Source organism: Enterococcus olivae, assembly GCF_053760925.1.
In genome coordinates this window covers 1-19,287 of the sequence record NZ_JBSMVT010000016.1, presented here as the reverse complement: position 1 = coordinate 19,287, position 19,287 = coordinate 1, and the positions used below count along the sequence as shown (strand labels likewise).

The window sequence follows — 19,287 nt, the reverse complement described above, 5'->3', positions numbered from 1 at the left end:
TCAAAAAAAGCTGTGACAAAACCAATTGTTCGATTTTGTCCCAGCTTCTAGTTCTTATGATTGATTGAATCCTTAATTTGGATCGATAGCGTCAGCTGAGCTTTCTTGACCATCTGTAAATCCAATAACTACAAGAGATTTTTCTGGGTTGTGGTTTTCATCGATTGTAATATTTCCTGTTACCCCAACAAAGTCTGTCAATTCAGCTAAACCTTGAGTAATCGCTTGAGAGTCAGCAGAATCTTGCGATTCGATTGCTGCTTTGATCATGTACATTGCATCGAATGCTAACGCGTTGAATGTAGATGGCTCTTTACCATATTCTGCTTTGAATGCTTCAATAAATGGTTCTACAGTGTCATTAGCAGGTGCTAACGCAGAGAAGTGACCTGTGTAGTAAACATCTGATACATTTTCCGCACCAGCAAGCTGAATCATTTTTTCATCACCGAAACCATCGGCACCGATGATTGGTTGTTCAATTCCCATTTCACGAGCTTGTTTGATGATCAAACCAGCTTCTTCATAATAACCTGGGATGTACAATACATCGAAGTCAGCATTTTTAACTTTTGTCAAAACTGCTTGGAAGTCAGTATCACCTTTTGTGAAGTTTTCTTCCAATACGATATTTCCAGTGTACGCACCTTTAAAGGCTTCTGACAGGCCGATCGCATAGTCACTTGAATTATCTCCAAGAATCACTGCATTTTCAGCAGTCAATTGATCTGCTGCATATTGCGCCAAGATAACGCCTTGGAAGCTGTCTTGGAAGCAAGAACGGAAAACATATTCCTGAACGGCATCGCCATTAACAGTGATCGTATCATCTGTACCTGAAGGTGTGATCATTGGAACTTGTGCTTTTGTTACATTTGGGATCGCTGCTTTCGTTGCTCCAGAAGTTGCTGGACCAATGATTGCAACCACGTTATCATTTGTTGTTAAGTTAGCTGCAGCAGTCGCAGCTTCATTATTGTCTGATTTGTTGTCTTTTACGACTAATTCAACTTGTTTGCCTAAAATACCGCCATCTTCATTGATTTGGTCAACAGCTAGTTGAACACCGTCTTGTTCTTGTGTTCCGTAACCAGCAACTGGACCAGATAATTCAAGATTTAATCCAATTTTGATTGTGTCTCCGTCTGCAGTATTTCCGCCTTCAGAACCACTGCCTGAACCGCCACCGCTTGGACCTGCGCTACATGCTCCTAGTAGAAACAAGCTAGCAAATAAAAATGCAAATTTCTTTTTCATAAAATAATTCCTCCCTCTTTTACTCCCCTGAGTATGTAAATCAATATACATAATTTTTCTGTAATTGTCAACGAATTTTCAGAATATTTTATACATTTTATTTTGTTCAAAAATAATTCGCTAAACCCTTTGAGAATCACTGTTCGCAGACATATTTTACACAAAGAAAAAGATGAAAAATCCGGCATGATCCGAATGCATTCATCTTTTTCCTTTTTTGTAGGTATAAACAGGTCGAATCTTATCTTTTTTGTTTCTTTTCAAAGTGAATTTTCTAGGCACATAATCGAGACCACCTTTAACGAATGGATGGCAACGTAAAATTCTTGAGATCCCCATCAGACTTCCTTTTAATGCACCATGTATTTGAATCGCCTCAATCATATAACTTGAGCAAGTTGGATAGTAACGACAGCTAGGGGGAAACAGTGGGGAAATAAAGCGCTGATAGCCTCTAACCAGTGCAATCAAAATTTTCTGCATAAAATTTCCTCTTTTCTAATCCAAACTATACCTGTTTTTATATAGATGTACAACAAAAAAGAACGAGACTTTTCAGCGTCTCGTTCTTTCCTATTAATCTAGAATGGTTACCGTCACCTGGCGTCTTCCCCACTGTACACACTGAGCATACGTTGGAAAATGAACATCCACAATGTTTCCTTTGATCGCTCCACCAGTGTCACTGGCGATAGCTTCTCCGTACCCTTCGACATGCAGGCGTGTACCTAACGGGATCACATTAGGATCCACTGCGACTGCCATCGGATTTTGCAATAAGTTTTGACCTGTTGCTGTCATTGTTCCTCCGCCCAGTTTGTCTGCTGGATCAGAACTGTAAGCCGTTGATTCCATGACCATCGTACGACGAGCAGCTTCTCTTTCCGCTCGTTCTTTTGCTTCCTTAGCTTCACGTTCTGCTTTTTCTTTCGCTTCACGCTCTGCCTTCTCTTTTGCTTCGATCTCAGCTTGCACTTCTTTGACAGCATCACTTTCTACAGCAAGACTGATTAGCAAGCCAGACATATCTTTAACAGTATCATCTTCAAATACTTCATAACTCATTGTTGTTTCTTCTTGTTCTTCTGCTGCATATACTGGAAAAATCGAGCTAAACACCGCTACGATCGCTAACATGGCAACAGGCAAAAATCGTTTATTCATGAAAAAAATTCCTCCTAAATCATACGAATTGTATCTTATCACAGGAGAAATCTATCCAGGTTACGAAAATATTAATGCTCATTGACACAAGAAGAGAAAACGTTTTATTTATTGTTACATTTGATATATTCTCATTTCCCCCCTCTCCTTTCTCATACTGTCTCATCGAACAATCCTTTTACTCATGCGGATCGTTTCGCTTTTTATAAAATTTTATTGTTGTTTTTTAATATGTAACTACTAAAAAGAATATTTCATCTACGCTCTACAAAAAAGGTCTCTTCCCTTAGTTTTTAGAGAAATCCTCCTTCTTTATTACATAAAAATGACAATTAAGACAAAAAACAAGCGTCCTTGTCAGAAACGAATCTGACAAAAACGCTTGTTAATCGGTCTTACTTATTTAACAAATTCCAGAATATGATGCCACAAGTCTCGATTGAAAACTTGGAATGGCGAACCGTCTCCAATAATACCATAACCAACCATCAGGCCTGCCAAGAATAATATCATGGCTAATAGAATAACCAACAGGACCTTGATCACAGAGGTTAACATATATCGATTTGTCTGCACCTTTTACTCCTCCTTACGAGTGAGAAACAACTACTGCTGCATCTTTTGTCCGATCTGAATCAGATACACGTTCTACATTTGCACCTAATGCTTGAAGTTTTTCATGGAATTTATAGTAACCGCGATCTAAATATTTCAAGTTACGCACGCGAGTTCTACCCTTCGCTCTTAAACCAGCCAAGATCAATGCTGCGGCCGCTCTTAAATCTGTCGCATAGACTAGTGCTCCTTGAAGTTCATGACCGCCTTCAATGATCGCCAAATTGCCATCGATTTTCACATGGGCATTCATTCGACGCATCTCTTCCAAATGTTGGAAACGATTCTCAAACACTGTTTCCGTCACAATGCTTGTTCCTTTGGCAAGAGACTGGATCGCTGTCATCTGCGCCTGCATATCTGTTGGAAACCCTGGATGAGGCATTGTTTTGACATCTGTAGGTTTTAATTCTTTAGGGCCAATGATCCGTACGCCCTCTTCTTCTTCAATGACTTTTACACCCATCTCTACTAGCTTGGAAAGTAAAGGACGATTATGTTCAGAGATAGCATCTTGAATTAAGACGTTCCCCTGTGTCATAGCGGCAGCAACCATGAAGGTTCCTGCTTCGATGCGGTCTTGAACGATCGGGTGGTTGACTGCAACCAAGCGATCCACACCTTCGATACGCATCGTTTCTGTACCCGCTCCATAAATACGAGCGCCCATTTTATTCAAGATATTCGCTAAGTCAACAATTTCTGGCTCTCTAGCTACATTATCTATCGTTGTCGTGCCTTTGGCTTTGACAGCTGCCATCATAATATTTTGAGTGGCACCGACACTTGGGAAGTCTAAATAAATGCTGTTACCTTTTAATTCATCGGCGATAGCTTCAATATAGCCATCTTTTTGAATAATTTTTGCTCCCAGTGCCTGAAATCCCTTCAAATGCAAGTCGATCGGTCTTTTACCAATTGCACAACCGCCTGGCATAGCAACTTTCGCATGTCCATTGCGAGCAAGTAATGGACCCATCACAACGATTGAAGCTCGCATTTTACTCACATATTCATAAGGAGCTTCGATCTCCAATTGTCTTGAAGCATCAATCGTTATTTGATTGTTTTTTTCATCAAAATCAATATCTACATTTAAATGACGAATCACTTGATTCATCGTAAACACATCCGAAAGAATTGGAACATTGCGTAGAGTCGTTACACCATCTTCCGCTAACAAACTAGCAGCTAAAATAGGCAATACCGCGTTTTTTGCTCCTTCAATCTTTACTGTTCCTTCTAATTGATTACCACCTTGAACGATAATCTCTTCCATTTTGTTCCCTCCAAATAGAGCGCTATTTGATTTGTTCGTCAAAATCTCTTTTAATTATAGCACATTCATCTTATTTTAAGTAATTTTCGATAGTTGTTAAAAAACTGTTAAAAATAAATTCTTGCACAATACAATGATCTCCAGAAAGAATGAACTTGCTGTGTAGCCGATCGCTACAGCCATCAATACAAGAATCAAACGAATTTGTGTTGTATGAAGGTGTTTGAAAAAAGCCTCGATACGCAAGGCACCTAGTCCCCAAAAAGCTAAGTAAATCATAGCCAAATGACTAATTATTCGAATCAAAGCGTCAATTCCATAAACATGCATTTGAGTCGCCCCTTCTTTTTACAAAAATTCACTCTATATAATACCATAAATCTGACAAATAAAAAAATAATCACACTTTTTAAAAGATTTTAAACCGTTTTTTTATAATCTTTCTCATCTATCTTTCATTATCTCTTGCAATTGACAGTGCTCTGTGCATAAAGTGTCGAAGGACAAAAAGTTTTTGTTTCAAGGCAACTATAGAAGCGGTGTGACGCTCTCTTCTCGCTCCTGCTTCTCTTTCAATTTGCCGCAGTCTACAATATCCTATTCACCTAGAAAGTGACTATCACAGGATTGTTTTTGAGTTCGAAACACGGCAACAACACAAGACCACTCTCTGCTACACTAGCTTTACTGTTCAAGATTAGTCCAAGGAAATAACTAGGCTGCAGTTCAAGTGACAATATGAATGACTGGGACTCGACACCTTAACAATAAAAATTGGCAGCTGCCAGAACCTTTCAGTTCGTAGGCAGATCCACATGAAGAGAATAAAATTTAATGACGTTGATCCAAAACTACTGACTACATAAAAGAAATGAACTTTAAGTGTGCTTAGGGTGGTCTGACGACCGATAAAAGTAGACGTTGTTGTACGCTGCACGTAGCTATCATTGATCAAAAAAAATCTTCCCACCGTAATGAGAAGATTTTTTCTATAAATGTTTTGAAACATTGATCCGATTGATCGCACGATGCAAGGCAACAGTTGCACGACGCAGTTCGTCTATATCTTCCAGCTCTTTCGCTTCAGCAATCAAACGCTCTGCACGCAGCTTGGCTCTCTCCGCACGAGACAGATCGATTTCGCGCGCGCGCTCCGCACTATCGGCAATGATCGTTACTTGATCATCACGAACCTCCATGATTCCGCCATTGACAGCGATCCAATCGATATGAGTCTCTGAATCGATCCGTTTGATCCGAACCTCGTCAATCGTTAGCGGAACGATGATCGGAGCATGTTGAGGTAAAATTCCTAATTCTCCGTTGATCGTTCGCACAACGACAAGTTTCGCATGATGATCATAGACGATCCCACTAGGTGTGACAATATTGACCGTTAAACATTGATCCATATGGCACCTCTTTCTAGTAACCTAAGTTTTTCGCTTTTTCTACAACATCTTCGATTTTTCCGACACTTCGGAAGGCTTCTTCCGGCAGAGAATCGTATTTTCCATCCAAAATCTCTCTAAAGCCTTTGATCGTTTCAGAAACTGGAACATACGAACCTGGCTGACCTGTAAACTGTTCAGCTACATGGAAGTTTTGAGAAAGGAAGAACTGGATACGTCGTGCCCGAGAAACTAAGACTTTCTCATCTTCAGAAAGTTCATCCATCCCCAAGATCGCAATGATATCTTGTAATTCACGATAACGCTGCAAAGTACGCTGAACTTCACTTGCGACATTGTAATGCTCTTCTCCGACGATTTCTGGTGCTAAAGCACTGGATGACGAAGCCAATGGATCGACTGCAGGATAGATTCCTTGCTCTGTCAAGCGGCGTTCCAGATTGGTTGTAGCATCCAAATGGGCAAACGCAGTTGCCGGAGCTGGATCGGTATAATCATCCGCAGGGACATAGATCGCTTGGATCGATGTGATCGAACCTTTCTTCGTTGAAGTGATTCGTTCCTGCAGTTGTCCCATCTCAGTTGCCAGTGTAGGTTGATACCCTACAGCTGATGGCATACGTCCTAGTAAAGCTGAAACTTCAGAACCAGCTTGTGTAAAACGGAAAATATTATCGATAAACAATAATACATCCTGTCCTTCAACATCACGGAAATACTCTGCGATCGTCAAACCGGTCAAAGCAACACGCATACGCGCACCCGGCGGTTCATTCATTTGGCCAAAGACCATTGCTGTTTTCTCAATAACTCCTGAATCTTTCATTTCATGGTAAAGGTCGTTCCCTTCACGCGTGCGTTCCCCCACACCCGTAAAGACAGAGATCCCACCATGTTCCTGAGCGATATTATGGATCAATTCCTGGATCAGTACCGTTTTACCGACACCGGCTCCACCAAACAAACCGACTTTCCCACCTTTTAAATAAGGTGCTAGCAAATCGATTACTTTGATCCCTGTTTCCAAAATTTCGGTACTCGTGCTCAATTCATCAAAAGCTGGCGCTTTTTTATGGATACCACTACGCGCAACCTCTGCTGGGAAAGGGGCTTCTAAATCGATTGTATCTCCTAAGACATTAAATACACGTCCCAGTGTTTCCTGACCTACAGGTACTGAAATCGATTCCTCAGTATCCACAACTTCCATCCCTCGTTGCAAACCATCTGTTGACTGCATAGCGATCGTACGGATCACACCATCTCCCAGCTCCAGAGCAGCTTCAAGGACTACTTTTGTTTTTTCTTCATTTTTTTTATAGACAACCAACGCATTGTTGATGTCTGGTAAGGATTGGTCCAAAGAGAATTCCACGTCAACTACGGGACCGATGACTTGAACAATCTTGCCTGAACTCATTTTTTTTCCTCCGTTCATTCACGAAATCACTCGAGCGCTGCCGCTCCACCTACGATTTCAGTAATTTCTTGGGTAATTGCCCCTTGACGTGCACGATTATAAGAAATCGTTAGATCATCGATAATGTTGATCGCATTATCTGTTGCTGTCTTCATTGCGGTCATACCTGCTGCATGCTCAGCAGTTTTCGCATCCACGATCGCACCATAAATCAAACTTTCTGCATACTGAGGCAGTAACTGATTTAGGATCGCTTCTTTTGAAGGCTCAAAAATATATTCCTGTTCGTATTCTGTCGCCTCTTCCGGATCTAATCTAGTGATCGGCAACATTTTTTCAAAACGAAACTGACTAGTCAACGAATTGATATGGTGATTGTAACAAACATACAGTTCGTCAAAAACTTCATTTTGATACATCGAAGTCGTCAGATTGACGATCTTTCTTACCTCTTCAAAACTAGGTTGGTCAGAAAGATGATGCAATTCATACGCAATGTTGATTCCTCTAGCTTTAAAGAAATCTGCGCCAGTTCCACCGATTGCGATCATAACGTATTCTGAAGCGGACTCATGGTCACGCTCTAGCATATTCATCATTTGTTTTAAAATTGAACTGTTGTATCCACCAACTAAACCACCATCAGAAGTAATCACAATATAGCCGGTTTTTTTGACCGGACGACTAATTAGCATACTGTTGAAGTCTAATTCATCCGGATTGGAGGATTTCGCAATTTTTGTTAACTGTGTTCTGGTAATATGAGTCACGATCTCACGGACTTTTTCTGCATAAATTTGAAATTGTTCGGCATGTGTTTCAGATTTTGTCAGTTTAGAAGCCGATACCATTTGCATGGCTTTGGTGATTTGACTGGTCTTCTTTGTGGAATTGATCCGTTGCTTGATCTCGTTAAGAGAAGCTCCCATTGTTTTTCACCTCTTTTATGATTGACTCATCGATGCCAAATGCTCTTTGATAAATGCTTTGTTTTGCTGATTCTTTTCAGCTACGAAAGCCTCTTGGAACTCCTTGATCGCTGCATCTAGCTCTTCTGTTGCTGGTAAATCTTTGGTTGTACGAATCGTTTCAAACAAATGCTCATACTTCGCTTCCATATGAGCAAACAATCTGTCTTCAAAATCTAAAATACTATTGACTGGCACGCTGTCAATAAAACCATGTGTCAGTGCGTACAAGATCACGACTTGTTTTTCAACAGGCAGTGGTGCGTGTAGTTTTTGTTTCAAGATTTCTACTGTTCTTCGACCACGATTCAACTTGGCCTGTGTTGCTGCATCCAAATCAGAACCAAATTGGGTAAATGCTTCTAATTCTCGATAACTTGCTAAGTCTAGACGCAAAGTACCCGCAACTTTTTTCATCGCTTTGATTTGTGCTGATCCACCTACACGGGAAACAGACAAGCCGGCTGCTACTGCTGGACGAACACCAGAATAGAACAAATCATTTTCTAAAAAGATTTGACCATCTGTGATCGAAATCACGTTGGTAGGAATGTAAGCTGAAATATCTCCAGCCTGTGTTTCTACAAACGGTAGTGCGGTCATTGACCCACCGCCTAATTCATCGTTCAGTTTCGCTGCACGTTCCAGCAAACGGGAATGCAGATAAAAAACATCCCCTGGATAAGCTTCACGACCTGGTGGACGGCGTAACAGTAAGGAAAGTTCACGATAAGCAACCGCTTGTTTTGACAAATCGTCAAAAACGATTAAAACGTGTTGTCCATTGTACATGAACTCTTCACCCATAGCTGTTCCTGCATACGGTGCCAGATATAACAACGGTGCTGGTTGAGAAGCACCGGCAGCCACGACGATCGTGTAATCTAAGGCGCCATGCTGACGCAGTGTTTCCACTTGTGCACGAACAGTTGAATCTTTTTGTCCGATCGCAACATAAATACAGATCATGTTTTGTCCTTTTTGATTGATGATCGCATCGATCGCAATCGAGGTTTTCCCTGTTTTTCTGTCACCGATCACTAATTCACGCTGACCACGACCGATCGGAACAAGGGCATCAATAGCTTTCAAGCCTGTTTGCATTGGCTCAGAAACTGATTTTCTATCCATCACTCCTGGCGCTTCTGCTTCTACTGGACGAAAGTTCTCTGTTTTGATCGGTCCATTTCCATCAATTGGCTGACCTAGAGGATTCACTACACGACCAATCATTGCTTCACCCACAGGTACTTCCATAATACGACCTGTACGTTTTACTTTATCTCCTTCGCGAATGGTTTCAAAATCTCCTAAAATAATGATCCCTACATCATTTGACTCCAAATTTTGCGCCATACCGAAAGAACCATTTGAAAATTCAAGCAACTCTCCACTCATCGCATTTTCAAGTCCATGCGCACGGGCGATCCCGTCACCAATATACGTAACAGTTCCCACTTCTTCTATAGAAAGTTTACTCTGATAGTTTTGTATCTGTTCTTTGATCAAAGCACTGATTTCTTCTGCTTTAATGGCCATTCGATTCACCTCTTACTTCTTGTTTTAATTACGCAGCTCTTTGCGCAAACGTTCTAAACGGCTTCGAATACTCCCATCGACAACAAAGTGATTCGTTTCAACGATGACACCACCAAGTATTTCGGGGTCGACTATTTCCGTTAAATGTACTTTTTGATAGCCTAGTTGCACAGCCATCTTTTGTGACAGCTGTTCTCTTTGTTTTTCTTTCAGTGGAACAGCTGAGGTCACGAATCCAGTTGCGATTCCCTGACTGTCATTGTATCTTCTTTCAAACTCATCAATGATCAAAAGAATATCATACATGCGATCATACTGATAAATGATTTCCAGTGAATCATGGACGATACCTTCAAATCCTTGTAGCAAGGTATCCATGATTGCACGCTTCTCATGTAGATCCAAGCGGGCATCACTTAATAGATCTCCCAATCTATCAAGACTTTCAAAGATTTCTCGTACTTTCATCAACTCGCGATGAACGTTCTCGGTTTGCTGAGATTCGACCGCCAATTCAAATAACGCTTTACCGTAACGTTTAGCAACCGTGATTTTATCAAGCTTCATCTTTTTTTCCTAAACCGTCAATACATTGATCAATCAATGTTTGGTGAGCTTCTGGAGAAAGCTCCTGACTCAAGATTTTTTCAGCGATTTGAAGCGAGATGTCCGCTACATCGTCTTTAATTGAAGCAAATGCTGCCTGACGTTCGATAGAAATATCGCTTTGAGCCTTCTCTTTCAAACGAGAAGCTTCTTTTTTTGCGTCACTGACAATTGCTTGGCGGCTAGTTTCTCCAGTATCTCTTGCACTTTTAATGATTTCAGATGCCTCAACACGTGAGTGAGACAACTGTGTTTCGCGTTCTTCTGCTAGCTTAGCTGCATCTACGCGTGATTGTTCTGCTGAATCTAAATCATTGGCAATCTTATCTTCACGTTTTTTCAAAATTGCTGCAATCGAATCCCATGCAAAAATCTTTAACAGTACAAGTAAGAGGACGAATGAACCCGTAACAACGATCATGTTACTGATCATTGTATTGTGTACTTCTGCCACAGACAGAACCAAATGATTTAACATACGCCGCAACTCCTTTATTTAAAAAATTTCAATTCTTTTTATGAATCTTCTACCCTCACAAAAAAAGCAGAAGAATCTTCTGCTTTATTTTGTTAGCCTTGTAAAACTAGAAGTAAAGCAATAACAATACCTAAAATCGGTACAGCTTCAATAAAAGCCATCCCTAAAATCATATTTGAACGTAATTCTTTGGCCATCTCAGGTTGACGAGCCATTGATTCCAATGCTTGTGCAACTACTTTTGAGTTCCCATAGGCAGCACCCAATGCTGCTCCAATAATTGCCATTCCTGCTGCGATAAATTCCATAATAATTTTCCTCCTAATTAATGAACATTCTTACTCTTCCATTTCAATTTTGTGGCTTAAAAATACCATCGTCAAAGTAACGAAGACATAGGCTTGAATCCCACCGATGAACAATGAGAAACCAATCCAAACCATTTCTAGCGGTATAGCTAACGGTAGTGTCAACCAACCTAAGTTATTTACCATCGAAACGATTAATCCCAAAAGAACTTCACCTGCAAAAATATTTCCATATAAACGCAAACCTAAGCTGATTACATTGGTGAATTCTTCCAAAAGCTTAATAGGTAAGATGATACTAACGGGTGTTAGGTACGAATTTTTAAAGTAAGCTTTGAATCCCAGTTTTTTCACACCGAAATAATGCGTGATTAGGATAACCATAAAGGCCAAACTCAAAGTCACAATTGGATCTGCTGTTGGACTTTTCCAGAGCGAGATTTCCTGCTCCGTCACGATTTTAGTCACTAGCCCAATCTCATTGGCAATCAGAATAAAGAAAAATAACGTAAATGCTAACAAATGATAATTATTTACTTCTTTATTTGGCAATTGATCAGAAACAATTCCTCGCACAAAATCAATAATATACTCAATAAAGTTTTGCTTGCCTTTCGGTTTTATTTGTAAATTTCTTGTACAAACAAAAACGATCGTAAAGACAATGACACATGTAAGGAGCGTCATCAATAGTACTGTTCCATCAAACCATAAAGGACCGATTTTAAACAGTAGTGAGCGTTCTTCCAAAATTACTCACCTCTTTTCCTCTAAACTTCACGCTAGACAATGAGCTGACAAGCTATTCGTCTAGCTGTTATAACAATCGGTATCATACCACCGAAAAAGAAAAATTTCAAAAGATTTTCATGGAAATGTACAAAACAAACCATTGAAAAAACGAATCAAAAATTGAAAACACCTAAGTTTTTATAATAATAAGCGGTTTATTCAGAAAAAACGCTTGACATCAGTGTTTTTGAGAATACAAAAAGGCATTCTGATCAAATCTGAATCCAATTGTTTCTAATAGTTTTTCATCACACGTTGCAGCTGACGATCTTGATCTTTTCTCTTCAATGTTTCACGTTTGTCGTATTCTTTCTTCCCTTTCGCCAAGCCAATCAAGACTTTGGCATAACCATTTTTGATGTAGACCTTCAATGGAACGATTGTCATTCCGGTGTTCTTAGTCTCGCCCATTAATTTAGCAATCTGTTTCTTGTGCAATAGCAATTTACGTGTCCGCAGAGGATCGTGATTAAAAATATTGCCTTGCTCATAGGGACTGATATGAACGTTATAAAGAAACGCCTCACCATTACGAATCCGAACAAAACCGTCTTTTAAATTGATGCGGCTGTTACGGATCGATTTGATTTCAGTCCCTTGCAAAACGATCCCGGCTTCCATTGTATCAACGACCGTATAATCATGTCGGGCTTTTCTATTTTGCGCGATAAGTTTTCCTTCACCTTTTGGCATTCTCTTCCTCCATTCCTTTAGAACTTTACTCTAGTACTATCGGTTCTTCTTCCCCTTTTTTTTCACTGCTTTTTTATAAAAAGGTTCTTTTTTCTTTTTCTTCGGTTTCTTTTTATTACTCGTTTGTTGTTTTTGCGGTTTTTTCTCTTGATTTGAAGGTTTTTGACGTCGTCTTTGCTGGCGGTTTTTGTCGATTTGTACATTTTCGACTTCTTCCGCTTCAATCAACTCAAAATCGATCTCTCGGGTTTCAGGATCCGCTTTTACCACACGGATCTTGACTTTTTGCCCAATTTTAAAAGTCATACCCGTTCGTTCGCCAACCAGTGCCAGATGACTCTCCAAATAATGGAAGTAATCTTGTTTTAAGGCGTTGATGTGGATCAAGCCTTCGATCGTATTTGGCAACTCTACAAAAATACCAAACTTAACGACGGAACTAATGATTCCTTCAAATTCTTCGTCAATATGGTCTGCCATGAACTCAGCTTTTTTCATTGCATCGACTTCACGCTCTGCTTCAACAGCACGTCTTTCCATTTGAGAACTATGCACTGCGATATCTGGCAGTTTTTCCGCCCAAATTGCTTGTTTTTCTTCGGTAGCATCCTCCGCATACGAACGGATCAGACGATGGACGATCAAATCAGGATACCGACGGATCGGTGAGGTGAAGTGTGTATAGTATTCTGCTGCCAATCCATAGTGACCATAGTTGTCTTCAGAATATTTTGCCTGTTGCATACTGCGCAACAGCATCGTATTGATCACCATTGACTCTGGTTTGTCTGCCACATCTTCTACGATTGTTTGTAGATCTTTGGGTGTGATCGTTCCCTTTGTCTGTTTGACCAAAATACCTAAAGCCGCAGCAAAACTAAAGAAACGTTGCAGTTTTTCTTCTTTAGGATCTTCATGGATCCGATAGATGAAAGGAAATTTCAATCGATTGAAATGCTCAGCGACTGTTTCATTAGCAGCTAGCATAAAGGACTCGATCAATCGCTCACCAATTCCCCGTGAACGCAGGAGAATCTCCAATGGATGTCCCTCTGTATCAACCAGTACCTTGGCTTCACGGTCTTCAAAAGAAACCGCTCCACGTTGAACACGCATCTTTTCCAAAATACGGTGTAGCTCACCCATTTCTTCAAACATAGGAACCAGTTGCTCATAGCGCTGCATCGTCTCTGGATTCTGTTCTTCTAAAATCTCATTGACCGCTGTATAGGTCATTCTTTCCGTCGTTTGAATAATACTTTGAAAAATCTCATGGGACACGACCTGTCCTTGAGAGTCTATTTCCATTTCACAACTCATTGCTAGTCTCGGCACCTGAGGATTCAAAGAACAGATACCGTTTGACAGTCTCTGTGGCAGCATTGGGATCACTCTGTCTGTCAAATAGACACTGGTCCCGCGTTCAAAGGCTTCTCTGTCCAACTGACTGTCTTCAGTGACATAATGAGAAACATCGGCAATATGGACACCTAAAAAGTAGTTGCCGTTGTCTAATTTCTGTACAGTCACCGCATCGTCCAAATCTTTTGCATCTTCCCCATCGATCGTTACGATCATTTGGTTTCTTAAATCTCTTCTTTCAGGAAAAGCCGCTGGATCAATCTCACTTGGTACAGCATCCGCTTCAGCCAATACTTCATCTGGAAATTTCGTTGGAATACCATTGGCAACAACGATCGATAGAATATCCATTCCAGGATCGTTCTTATGTCCGATCACTCGCTTGACCATTCCTTCTAAGCTCGCCGCATAGCCTTTTTCAGGATAATGGGTAATTTCTACGATCACGATACTCCCATCGACTGGTCGAATGCCTTCTGCTGCAACAAAAACCTGTAGTTCTTCCAGCTTCTTATCTTTTGGCTTAACCACACCATAAAGATCCGATTCTTTGATCTCGTCCTCCGAAAAAGCACTGAATTCTCCCACGATTTGATTATTTTGTCGCTGACGAACGTCTACTACTTTCCCTTCTGCACCTCGATCACTAAAGGGATCCGCAGGTTTTACAATATCAATCGCTACAACGTCGCCATCCATCGCATAACCGGTAGCTTCTTTTGGAATGAACACATCGTCTTCTTCCGGATCGATCGTCACAAACCCAAATCCACGGCTATTTGCACGAAAAGTTCCTTCAATCACGATGTTTTGTTCTGGTAGTTTGATCTTGCCTTTTTTATTGAAAACCACCAACTTCTCTCTTTCCATCATCGCAATCGTTTGAACCAATGCTTTAAAATCTTCACTTTTTTGTAGTTTCAGGTTCTCCGCAAGTTCTTCCATCGAAAAACTTTTTTTGCGGCTCTGTTCCATAAACAGTAAAACCTTTGTTTTTATTGTTTCTTTCATTTTATTTATTCCTCATTCATTTTATGACTTAAATTTCGTTTTTTATTGTTATTCTTTCCAAGACAGGCTCTCTATGAAGGAAACCACGTCTTTCTCAAATTCTTTTCTTTCTTTATCTACAGTCACGACATGTCCACTTTCAGGGTACCATTGAATCGTTGTCTTTGTGTGGACCAATCCCTTGGCTGTTTCAAAAACAGTGAAAGGATCGATCATTTTATCTTTTCCTGCCTGCGCGAGAAAGACCGGACGCTCAATTTTTTCTAACTGCTGACTAACCTTTTCTGCAAAGGCTTCGATCGCTGCTAATTGTCGATACGCCTCTTGTTCGATCTCAGGCATCATCGCTTTTTGTTCCGACTCTGTAAAATTGGAATAACCTAGCACCTGTTCCGCATACCGAATAAAATTTTCCGGTACATGATTCTCCGCTTTAAAGATAGGCGAACAAAAACTGCCGCCTCCTACGATCGCCGGGTCTGCCAATGTCAGCGCCCCCATCGCCATGATTCCTCCCATAGAAAGACCCAGCACAGCGATTTCTTGATAGCCTTTATTTTTTAAAAAGAGAATCGCCTCTTTTGTATTTTCAAACCATGTATTGACTTTTTCTTTTAAAATATCTTGTGGATCAAAGGTTCCATGTCCAGCAAACATTGGTGAATATACCGTATAGTTTTCCTGTTCCAAGCGTCTGCAAAGCATTCTTACATCATTCGGACTTCCTGAATAAGCATGCAGCAACAAGACCGCTCTATTTCCATGCTCTGCAAAGACTGGTTTTGGTAGACTTATGTTTTTTTTCAATTCACAACACCTCTTTATTAATTTTAACATATCAAAAGAAAAAAAGAGTTTGAGAAAAATCACTGTCTCAAACTCTTTTTCATTATCTTGTAGATGATAGTAGAACTAACACAAAAAGTAGTATCATCCAAATAGCGCCCATCACAGCAGTGGCACGCTGCATCACAGCTTCAAAGCCGCGAGCTTTTTGTTTCCCAAAAAGTTGATCTGCTCCGCCAGTAAATGCACTTGCTGCACTGTTCTGCTTACTTGGCTGCATCATGATAGCGATAATTAAAATGATTGAAAGTACAATGACTGCTCCTAAAATAAAACTATACACACTTGGAACCTCCTAGCTTATTAATCGTCTAATATACTTTAGCATATTTTCCCACCGTTGACTAGTGGAAGTAGCTTTTGAACTTTTTCTTACTAAAATTCTAACGAAATTAGCACTGTTTAATAGAAGACTTTCTTTGGACAGCAAAAAAGCACCGCCATCACAGCAGTGCTTTCTCATTTCATTCTATAGGAGGTCATTTTAGCAGTTTATTTCCTTCTCTTTAATCGAATAAGTTTATCTATTTCAGTTATCACCAAAATAATTACACCCGATGTAATTGAAATTCCCCATGCTAACAGCGACATATCTTCCGTGTAAAATACGGATTGCATAAATGGTACATAGATCAAAATCAATTGCAGAACAATCATAATCAAAATTATCAAAAAGGCTTTAGGATTACTAAAGAAACTTTTCGATAGAACTAACTGACTAGTACGAATATTAAATAAATAGAATATCTTACTCAATACCACAATATTAATCATCATCGTACTAGCAACTGCCTGACTAACGCCTTGTGTTAATAACCACTCATAAGAAACAATACTGATCAAAGCCATCAAGACTGATACGTAAGCCATTTGCCAGATATCATGACTATTTAACAAGCGATTCTCCGTTTTACGTGGTTTTCTATTCATAATCCCCTCTTCAGCAGGCTCAAAGATAAAAGAAAACTGAATAGTAATTGCTGACACCATATTAATCCATAGTAATTGTGTTGGTTGTAAGGGCATTTCTTTTTGCATCAAAATTGTAAATGCAATAATCAATCCTTCAGCAAAGGAGGTTGGTAAAAGAAACAGAATGCTCTTTTTGATATTGTCATAGATTCTTCTACCTTCTCTAATAGCGACCGACATTGTGCCAAAATTGTCATCCGTTAGAATCATATCCGCAGAATCTTTCGCAACATCCGTTCCTTTCATCCCCATAGCTACACCAATATCAGCTCTCTTTAAAGCTGGCGCATCATTAACACCATCTCCTGTCATCGCCGTTACTTTTCCACTTTCTTGTAAAGCTTCAACAATCTCCATTTTATTTTTGGGTGTGGTTCTTGCAAATACTTGATTATACAATGCCGCATATTTAAACTCTTCATGAGACATACGATCAAGTTCCGCTCCCGTAACCACATTTATTTCAGGAGCTAAGCCAAGTTTTTCACCTATCACTTTGGCTGTCAATGGGTGATCCCCAGTGATCATTTTGACATGAACACCTGCATGATTCATTTCCTTTAACGCCTGAATAACTTCTTCACGTGGAGGATCAATAATCCCTACAATCCCCAATAAATCAATCCCTTCGCTAAGCAATTCATGTGTCACTTCTTCCATATCCGAGGAAACTCTTTTGAATCCAACAGCCACAACTCTTTTTCCTTCCTCAGAAAGTGTAGCTACTTGTTGAAACCAATAGTTCTTACCAAATGAAGAATCACAGGCTTGTGCCATTGGGAAAAGTTTATCTGGCGAACCTTTTATAAAAATAATCCGCTCGTTGTTAGTATTTTCAACTAACTTCGCCATATAACGGTAATCAGAATCAAAAGGAAGCATATCGATTTCCTCATACACAGGTTTTACAGGATATGGAAATTGCTTGTAAAAAAGTGTTAAGAACGAACCATCCGTAGGTTCTCCATTAATTTCCCAATGATTTTCTTCTTCTACTAATACTGTATCATTTGCTTCAAATCCAGCCTCTAAGAACAATTTAAGTTGTTCATCTAAAAGAACCGGATCATTATTATGAAGAATCTCTCCTACAGGTTTATAGCCATCACCGGATACGTGAAGATGTTTTTGGTAAAAAACAATATCTTTCACAGTCATTTCGTTTTTAGTTAAAGTTCCTGTTTTATCAGTGGCTACAACATCTACTGAGCCTAATGTTTCTACAGCAGGTAACGTCTTAACTATCGTATTCTTGTTTTTCGCCATATCACTGACACCCATTGCTAAAACTACCGAAGTTGTCGCAGGTAATCCTTCAGGAATAGAACCAACAATCATGGTCACTACGGCAAGAGATAGCACGGACAAAGAATAGGTTTCTAAAATCAGACTGAAAACAAACAGAGCTATCGCCACACCCATAATAACATAAGTAATCCCTTTACCTAATCCATCTATTTCCTTCATTAGAGGCGTTTTTCTAGACTCTGTGTTATTAACATCTGTTGAAATTTTCCCTATTTCCGTTTTTGGACCAACCGCCGTTACAATTTCTACTCCGCTACCTGAAGTAACAGAAGTTGAAGCAAAAGCTAAATTAACTCTTTCAGCAAGTGGTATATTTTCTGATTCTAAAGCTTCTTCAATTTTCTCGACAGAATCTGGCTCACCCGTCAAAGCAGATTCTTGAATCTTGAAATTATCAGCTTCAACTATTCTTAAATCTGCAGGTACATTATCTCCAGCTTCTAAAAAGACAACATCACCAACAAACACTTCCTCAGAAGGAATATCTTTTCTGATGCCTTCTCTATATACAGTAGCTTCAGAAGACAACATTTCTTTGATTCTTTCTAAAGCATCCGAAGCACTTGCTTCTTGATAATAGCCGATCAACGCATTGACAATAACTACTAATGCAATGATGACAGTATCTGATGTATGTCCCATGATCAACGTCAGTAATGCTGAAAACATTAAGATATAAATGATCATATTGTTAAATTGTCTAAGCAGTAGTTGCCATTTTGGGACCTTCTTCGACTCTAGTTTATTGAAACCATTGATGAGTAAACTTTCTTCAACTTGCTTATTGTTTAAACCACTTTCTAAATCAGATAATTCATATTTCTCTAAAACTTCTTCAACGTCCATTTGATAGATATTTTTTTATTCATAATTGTTTTTATCTTCTCCTAATTGATTAAATTTTTAAAACACAAATAAGCCCATCCTTGTACTAACTAAAAGAGCTAGGCAGATGCACCTACGTAATCTATTCAATTAAGAAATAAGGTAAACAAACTAAAATTTTCTGCTCACCGTCTTCCGAGTCACTTGTCAATGAAACCACCCCCTATCGAATAACGCTAGAATATCAAATAAAAAATAGTTTGACAATTTTTTATTTTTCAAGAAAATCATCAAATTTTTAAATCCCCAAATTTCAAGAACAAGTTAGCCACTTTTTGAAAAACGTGAAAATCATGTGTTATCTGTAAGTTCCGATGTTGATTTGATAATGAGTTGCGGCATGGTAGTCTGATTTGACGGGCTGGCTATGCC

At 39.6% G+C, this 19,287-nt stretch carries 19 protein-coding genes; all 19 read right to left on the bottom strand.

The genetic code is table 11. The annotated features are described in order from the left end of the window. Positions 1-72: 72 nt before the first annotated feature. Positions 73-1,257, bottom strand: a complete 1,185-nt coding sequence (locus ACWODM_RS10590) for an ABC transporter substrate-binding protein (RefSeq protein ID WP_455321347.1) — start codon at positions 1,255-1,257, stop codon at positions 73-75. Positions 1,258-1,458: 201 nt separating this feature from the next. After that, the gene (gene yidD, locus ACWODM_RS10585) at positions 1,459-1,740 is read right to left on the bottom strand and encodes a membrane protein insertion efficiency factor YidD (RefSeq protein ID WP_455321346.1); all 282 of its coding nucleotides are present in this window, start codon (positions 1,738-1,740) and stop codon (positions 1,459-1,461) included. A 93-nt stretch (positions 1,741-1,833) separates the two neighbouring features. Next, entirely contained in the window at positions 1,834-2,421 is a 588-nt protein-coding gene (locus ACWODM_RS10580; protein WP_455321345.1) for a 3D domain-containing protein, read from the bottom strand. A gap of 399 nt (positions 2,422-2,820) precedes the next feature. Next, entirely contained in the window at positions 2,821-2,997 is a 177-nt protein-coding gene (locus tag ACWODM_RS10575) for a DNA-directed RNA polymerase subunit beta (RefSeq protein WP_455321344.1), read from the bottom strand. Positions 2,998-3,010: 13 nt separating this feature from the next. Further along, positions 3,011-4,315 (bottom strand): UDP-N-acetylglucosamine 1-carboxyvinyltransferase, encoded by a 1,305-nt coding sequence (gene murA, locus ACWODM_RS10570; protein WP_455321343.1) that lies wholly within the window; start codon positions 4,313-4,315, stop codon positions 3,011-3,013. 96 nt (positions 4,316-4,411) lie between these two features. Next, positions 4,412-4,645, bottom strand: coding sequence for a DUF1146 family protein (locus tag ACWODM_RS10565; protein WP_455321342.1), 234 nt, complete (start codon positions 4,643-4,645; stop codon positions 4,412-4,414). A 659-nt stretch (positions 4,646-5,304) separates the two neighbouring features. Beyond that, a complete protein-coding gene (locus ACWODM_RS10560) occupies positions 5,305-5,727 on the bottom strand; it encodes a F0F1 ATP synthase subunit epsilon (RefSeq protein ID WP_455321341.1) in 423 nt (140 codons plus the stop codon). Between the two features lie 13 nt (positions 5,728-5,740). Further along, entirely contained in the window at positions 5,741-7,147 is a 1,407-nt protein-coding gene (atpD, locus tag ACWODM_RS10555; RefSeq protein ID WP_455321340.1) for a F0F1 ATP synthase subunit beta, read from the bottom strand. Between the two features lie 26 nt (positions 7,148-7,173). Beyond that, positions 7,174-8,076, bottom strand: coding sequence for a F0F1 ATP synthase subunit gamma (locus ACWODM_RS10550; protein WP_455321339.1), 903 nt, complete (start codon positions 8,074-8,076; stop codon positions 7,174-7,176). 15 nt (positions 8,077-8,091) lie between these two features. Continuing rightward, positions 8,092-9,654, bottom strand: coding sequence for a F0F1 ATP synthase subunit alpha (atpA, locus tag ACWODM_RS10545; protein ID WP_455321338.1), 1,563 nt, complete (start codon positions 9,652-9,654; stop codon positions 8,092-8,094). Positions 9,655-9,678: 24 nt separating this feature from the next. Then, on the bottom strand, positions 9,679-10,221 hold the full coding sequence (gene atpH, locus ACWODM_RS10540) for an ATP synthase F1 subunit delta (protein WP_455321337.1): 543 nt from the start codon (positions 10,219-10,221) through the stop codon (positions 9,679-9,681). Then, positions 10,211-10,738: a F0F1 ATP synthase subunit B gene (gene atpF, locus ACWODM_RS10535; protein WP_455321336.1), complete on the bottom strand. Its 528-nt coding sequence runs from the start codon at positions 10,736-10,738 to the stop codon at positions 10,211-10,213. Before atpF ends, atpH begins: the two co-directional genes overlap by 11 nt. 92 nt (positions 10,739-10,830) lie before the next feature. Next, positions 10,831-11,046, bottom strand: coding sequence for an ATP synthase F0 subunit C (gene atpE, locus ACWODM_RS10530; RefSeq protein WP_455321335.1), 216 nt, complete (start codon positions 11,044-11,046; stop codon positions 10,831-10,833). A gap of 30 nt (positions 11,047-11,076) precedes the next feature. Further along, positions 11,077-11,796 carry a F0F1 ATP synthase subunit A gene (gene atpB, locus ACWODM_RS10525; RefSeq protein WP_455321334.1) on the bottom strand — a complete coding sequence of 240 codons (720 nt, stop codon included), beginning with the start codon at positions 11,794-11,796 and terminating at the stop codon, positions 11,077-11,079. A gap of 276 nt (positions 11,797-12,072) precedes the next feature. Continuing rightward, complete coding sequence (smpB, locus tag ACWODM_RS10520; protein WP_455321333.1) at positions 12,073-12,531, bottom strand: SsrA-binding protein SmpB; 459 nt, start codon at positions 12,529-12,531, stop codon at positions 12,073-12,075. Between the two features lie 36 nt (positions 12,532-12,567). Then, positions 12,568-14,904, bottom strand: a complete 2,337-nt coding sequence (rnr, locus tag ACWODM_RS10515; RefSeq protein WP_455321332.1) for a ribonuclease R — start codon at positions 14,902-14,904, stop codon at positions 12,568-12,570. 48 nt (positions 14,905-14,952) lie between these two features. Further along, positions 14,953-15,741 carry an alpha/beta hydrolase gene (locus ACWODM_RS10510; protein WP_455321397.1) on the bottom strand — a complete coding sequence of 263 codons (789 nt, stop codon included), beginning with the start codon at positions 15,739-15,741 and terminating at the stop codon, positions 14,953-14,955. A gap of 52 nt (positions 15,742-15,793) precedes the next feature. Continuing rightward, positions 15,794-16,033 (bottom strand): preprotein translocase subunit SecG, encoded by a 240-nt coding sequence (gene secG, locus ACWODM_RS10505; protein ID WP_455321331.1) that lies wholly within the window; start codon positions 16,031-16,033, stop codon positions 15,794-15,796. A 209-nt stretch (positions 16,034-16,242) separates the two neighbouring features. Next, positions 16,243-18,876 carry an HAD-IC family P-type ATPase gene (locus ACWODM_RS10500; protein WP_455321330.1) on the bottom strand — a complete coding sequence of 878 codons (2,634 nt, stop codon included), beginning with the start codon at positions 18,874-18,876 and terminating at the stop codon, positions 16,243-16,245. Between the last annotated feature and the right edge of the window lie 411 nt (positions 18,877-19,287).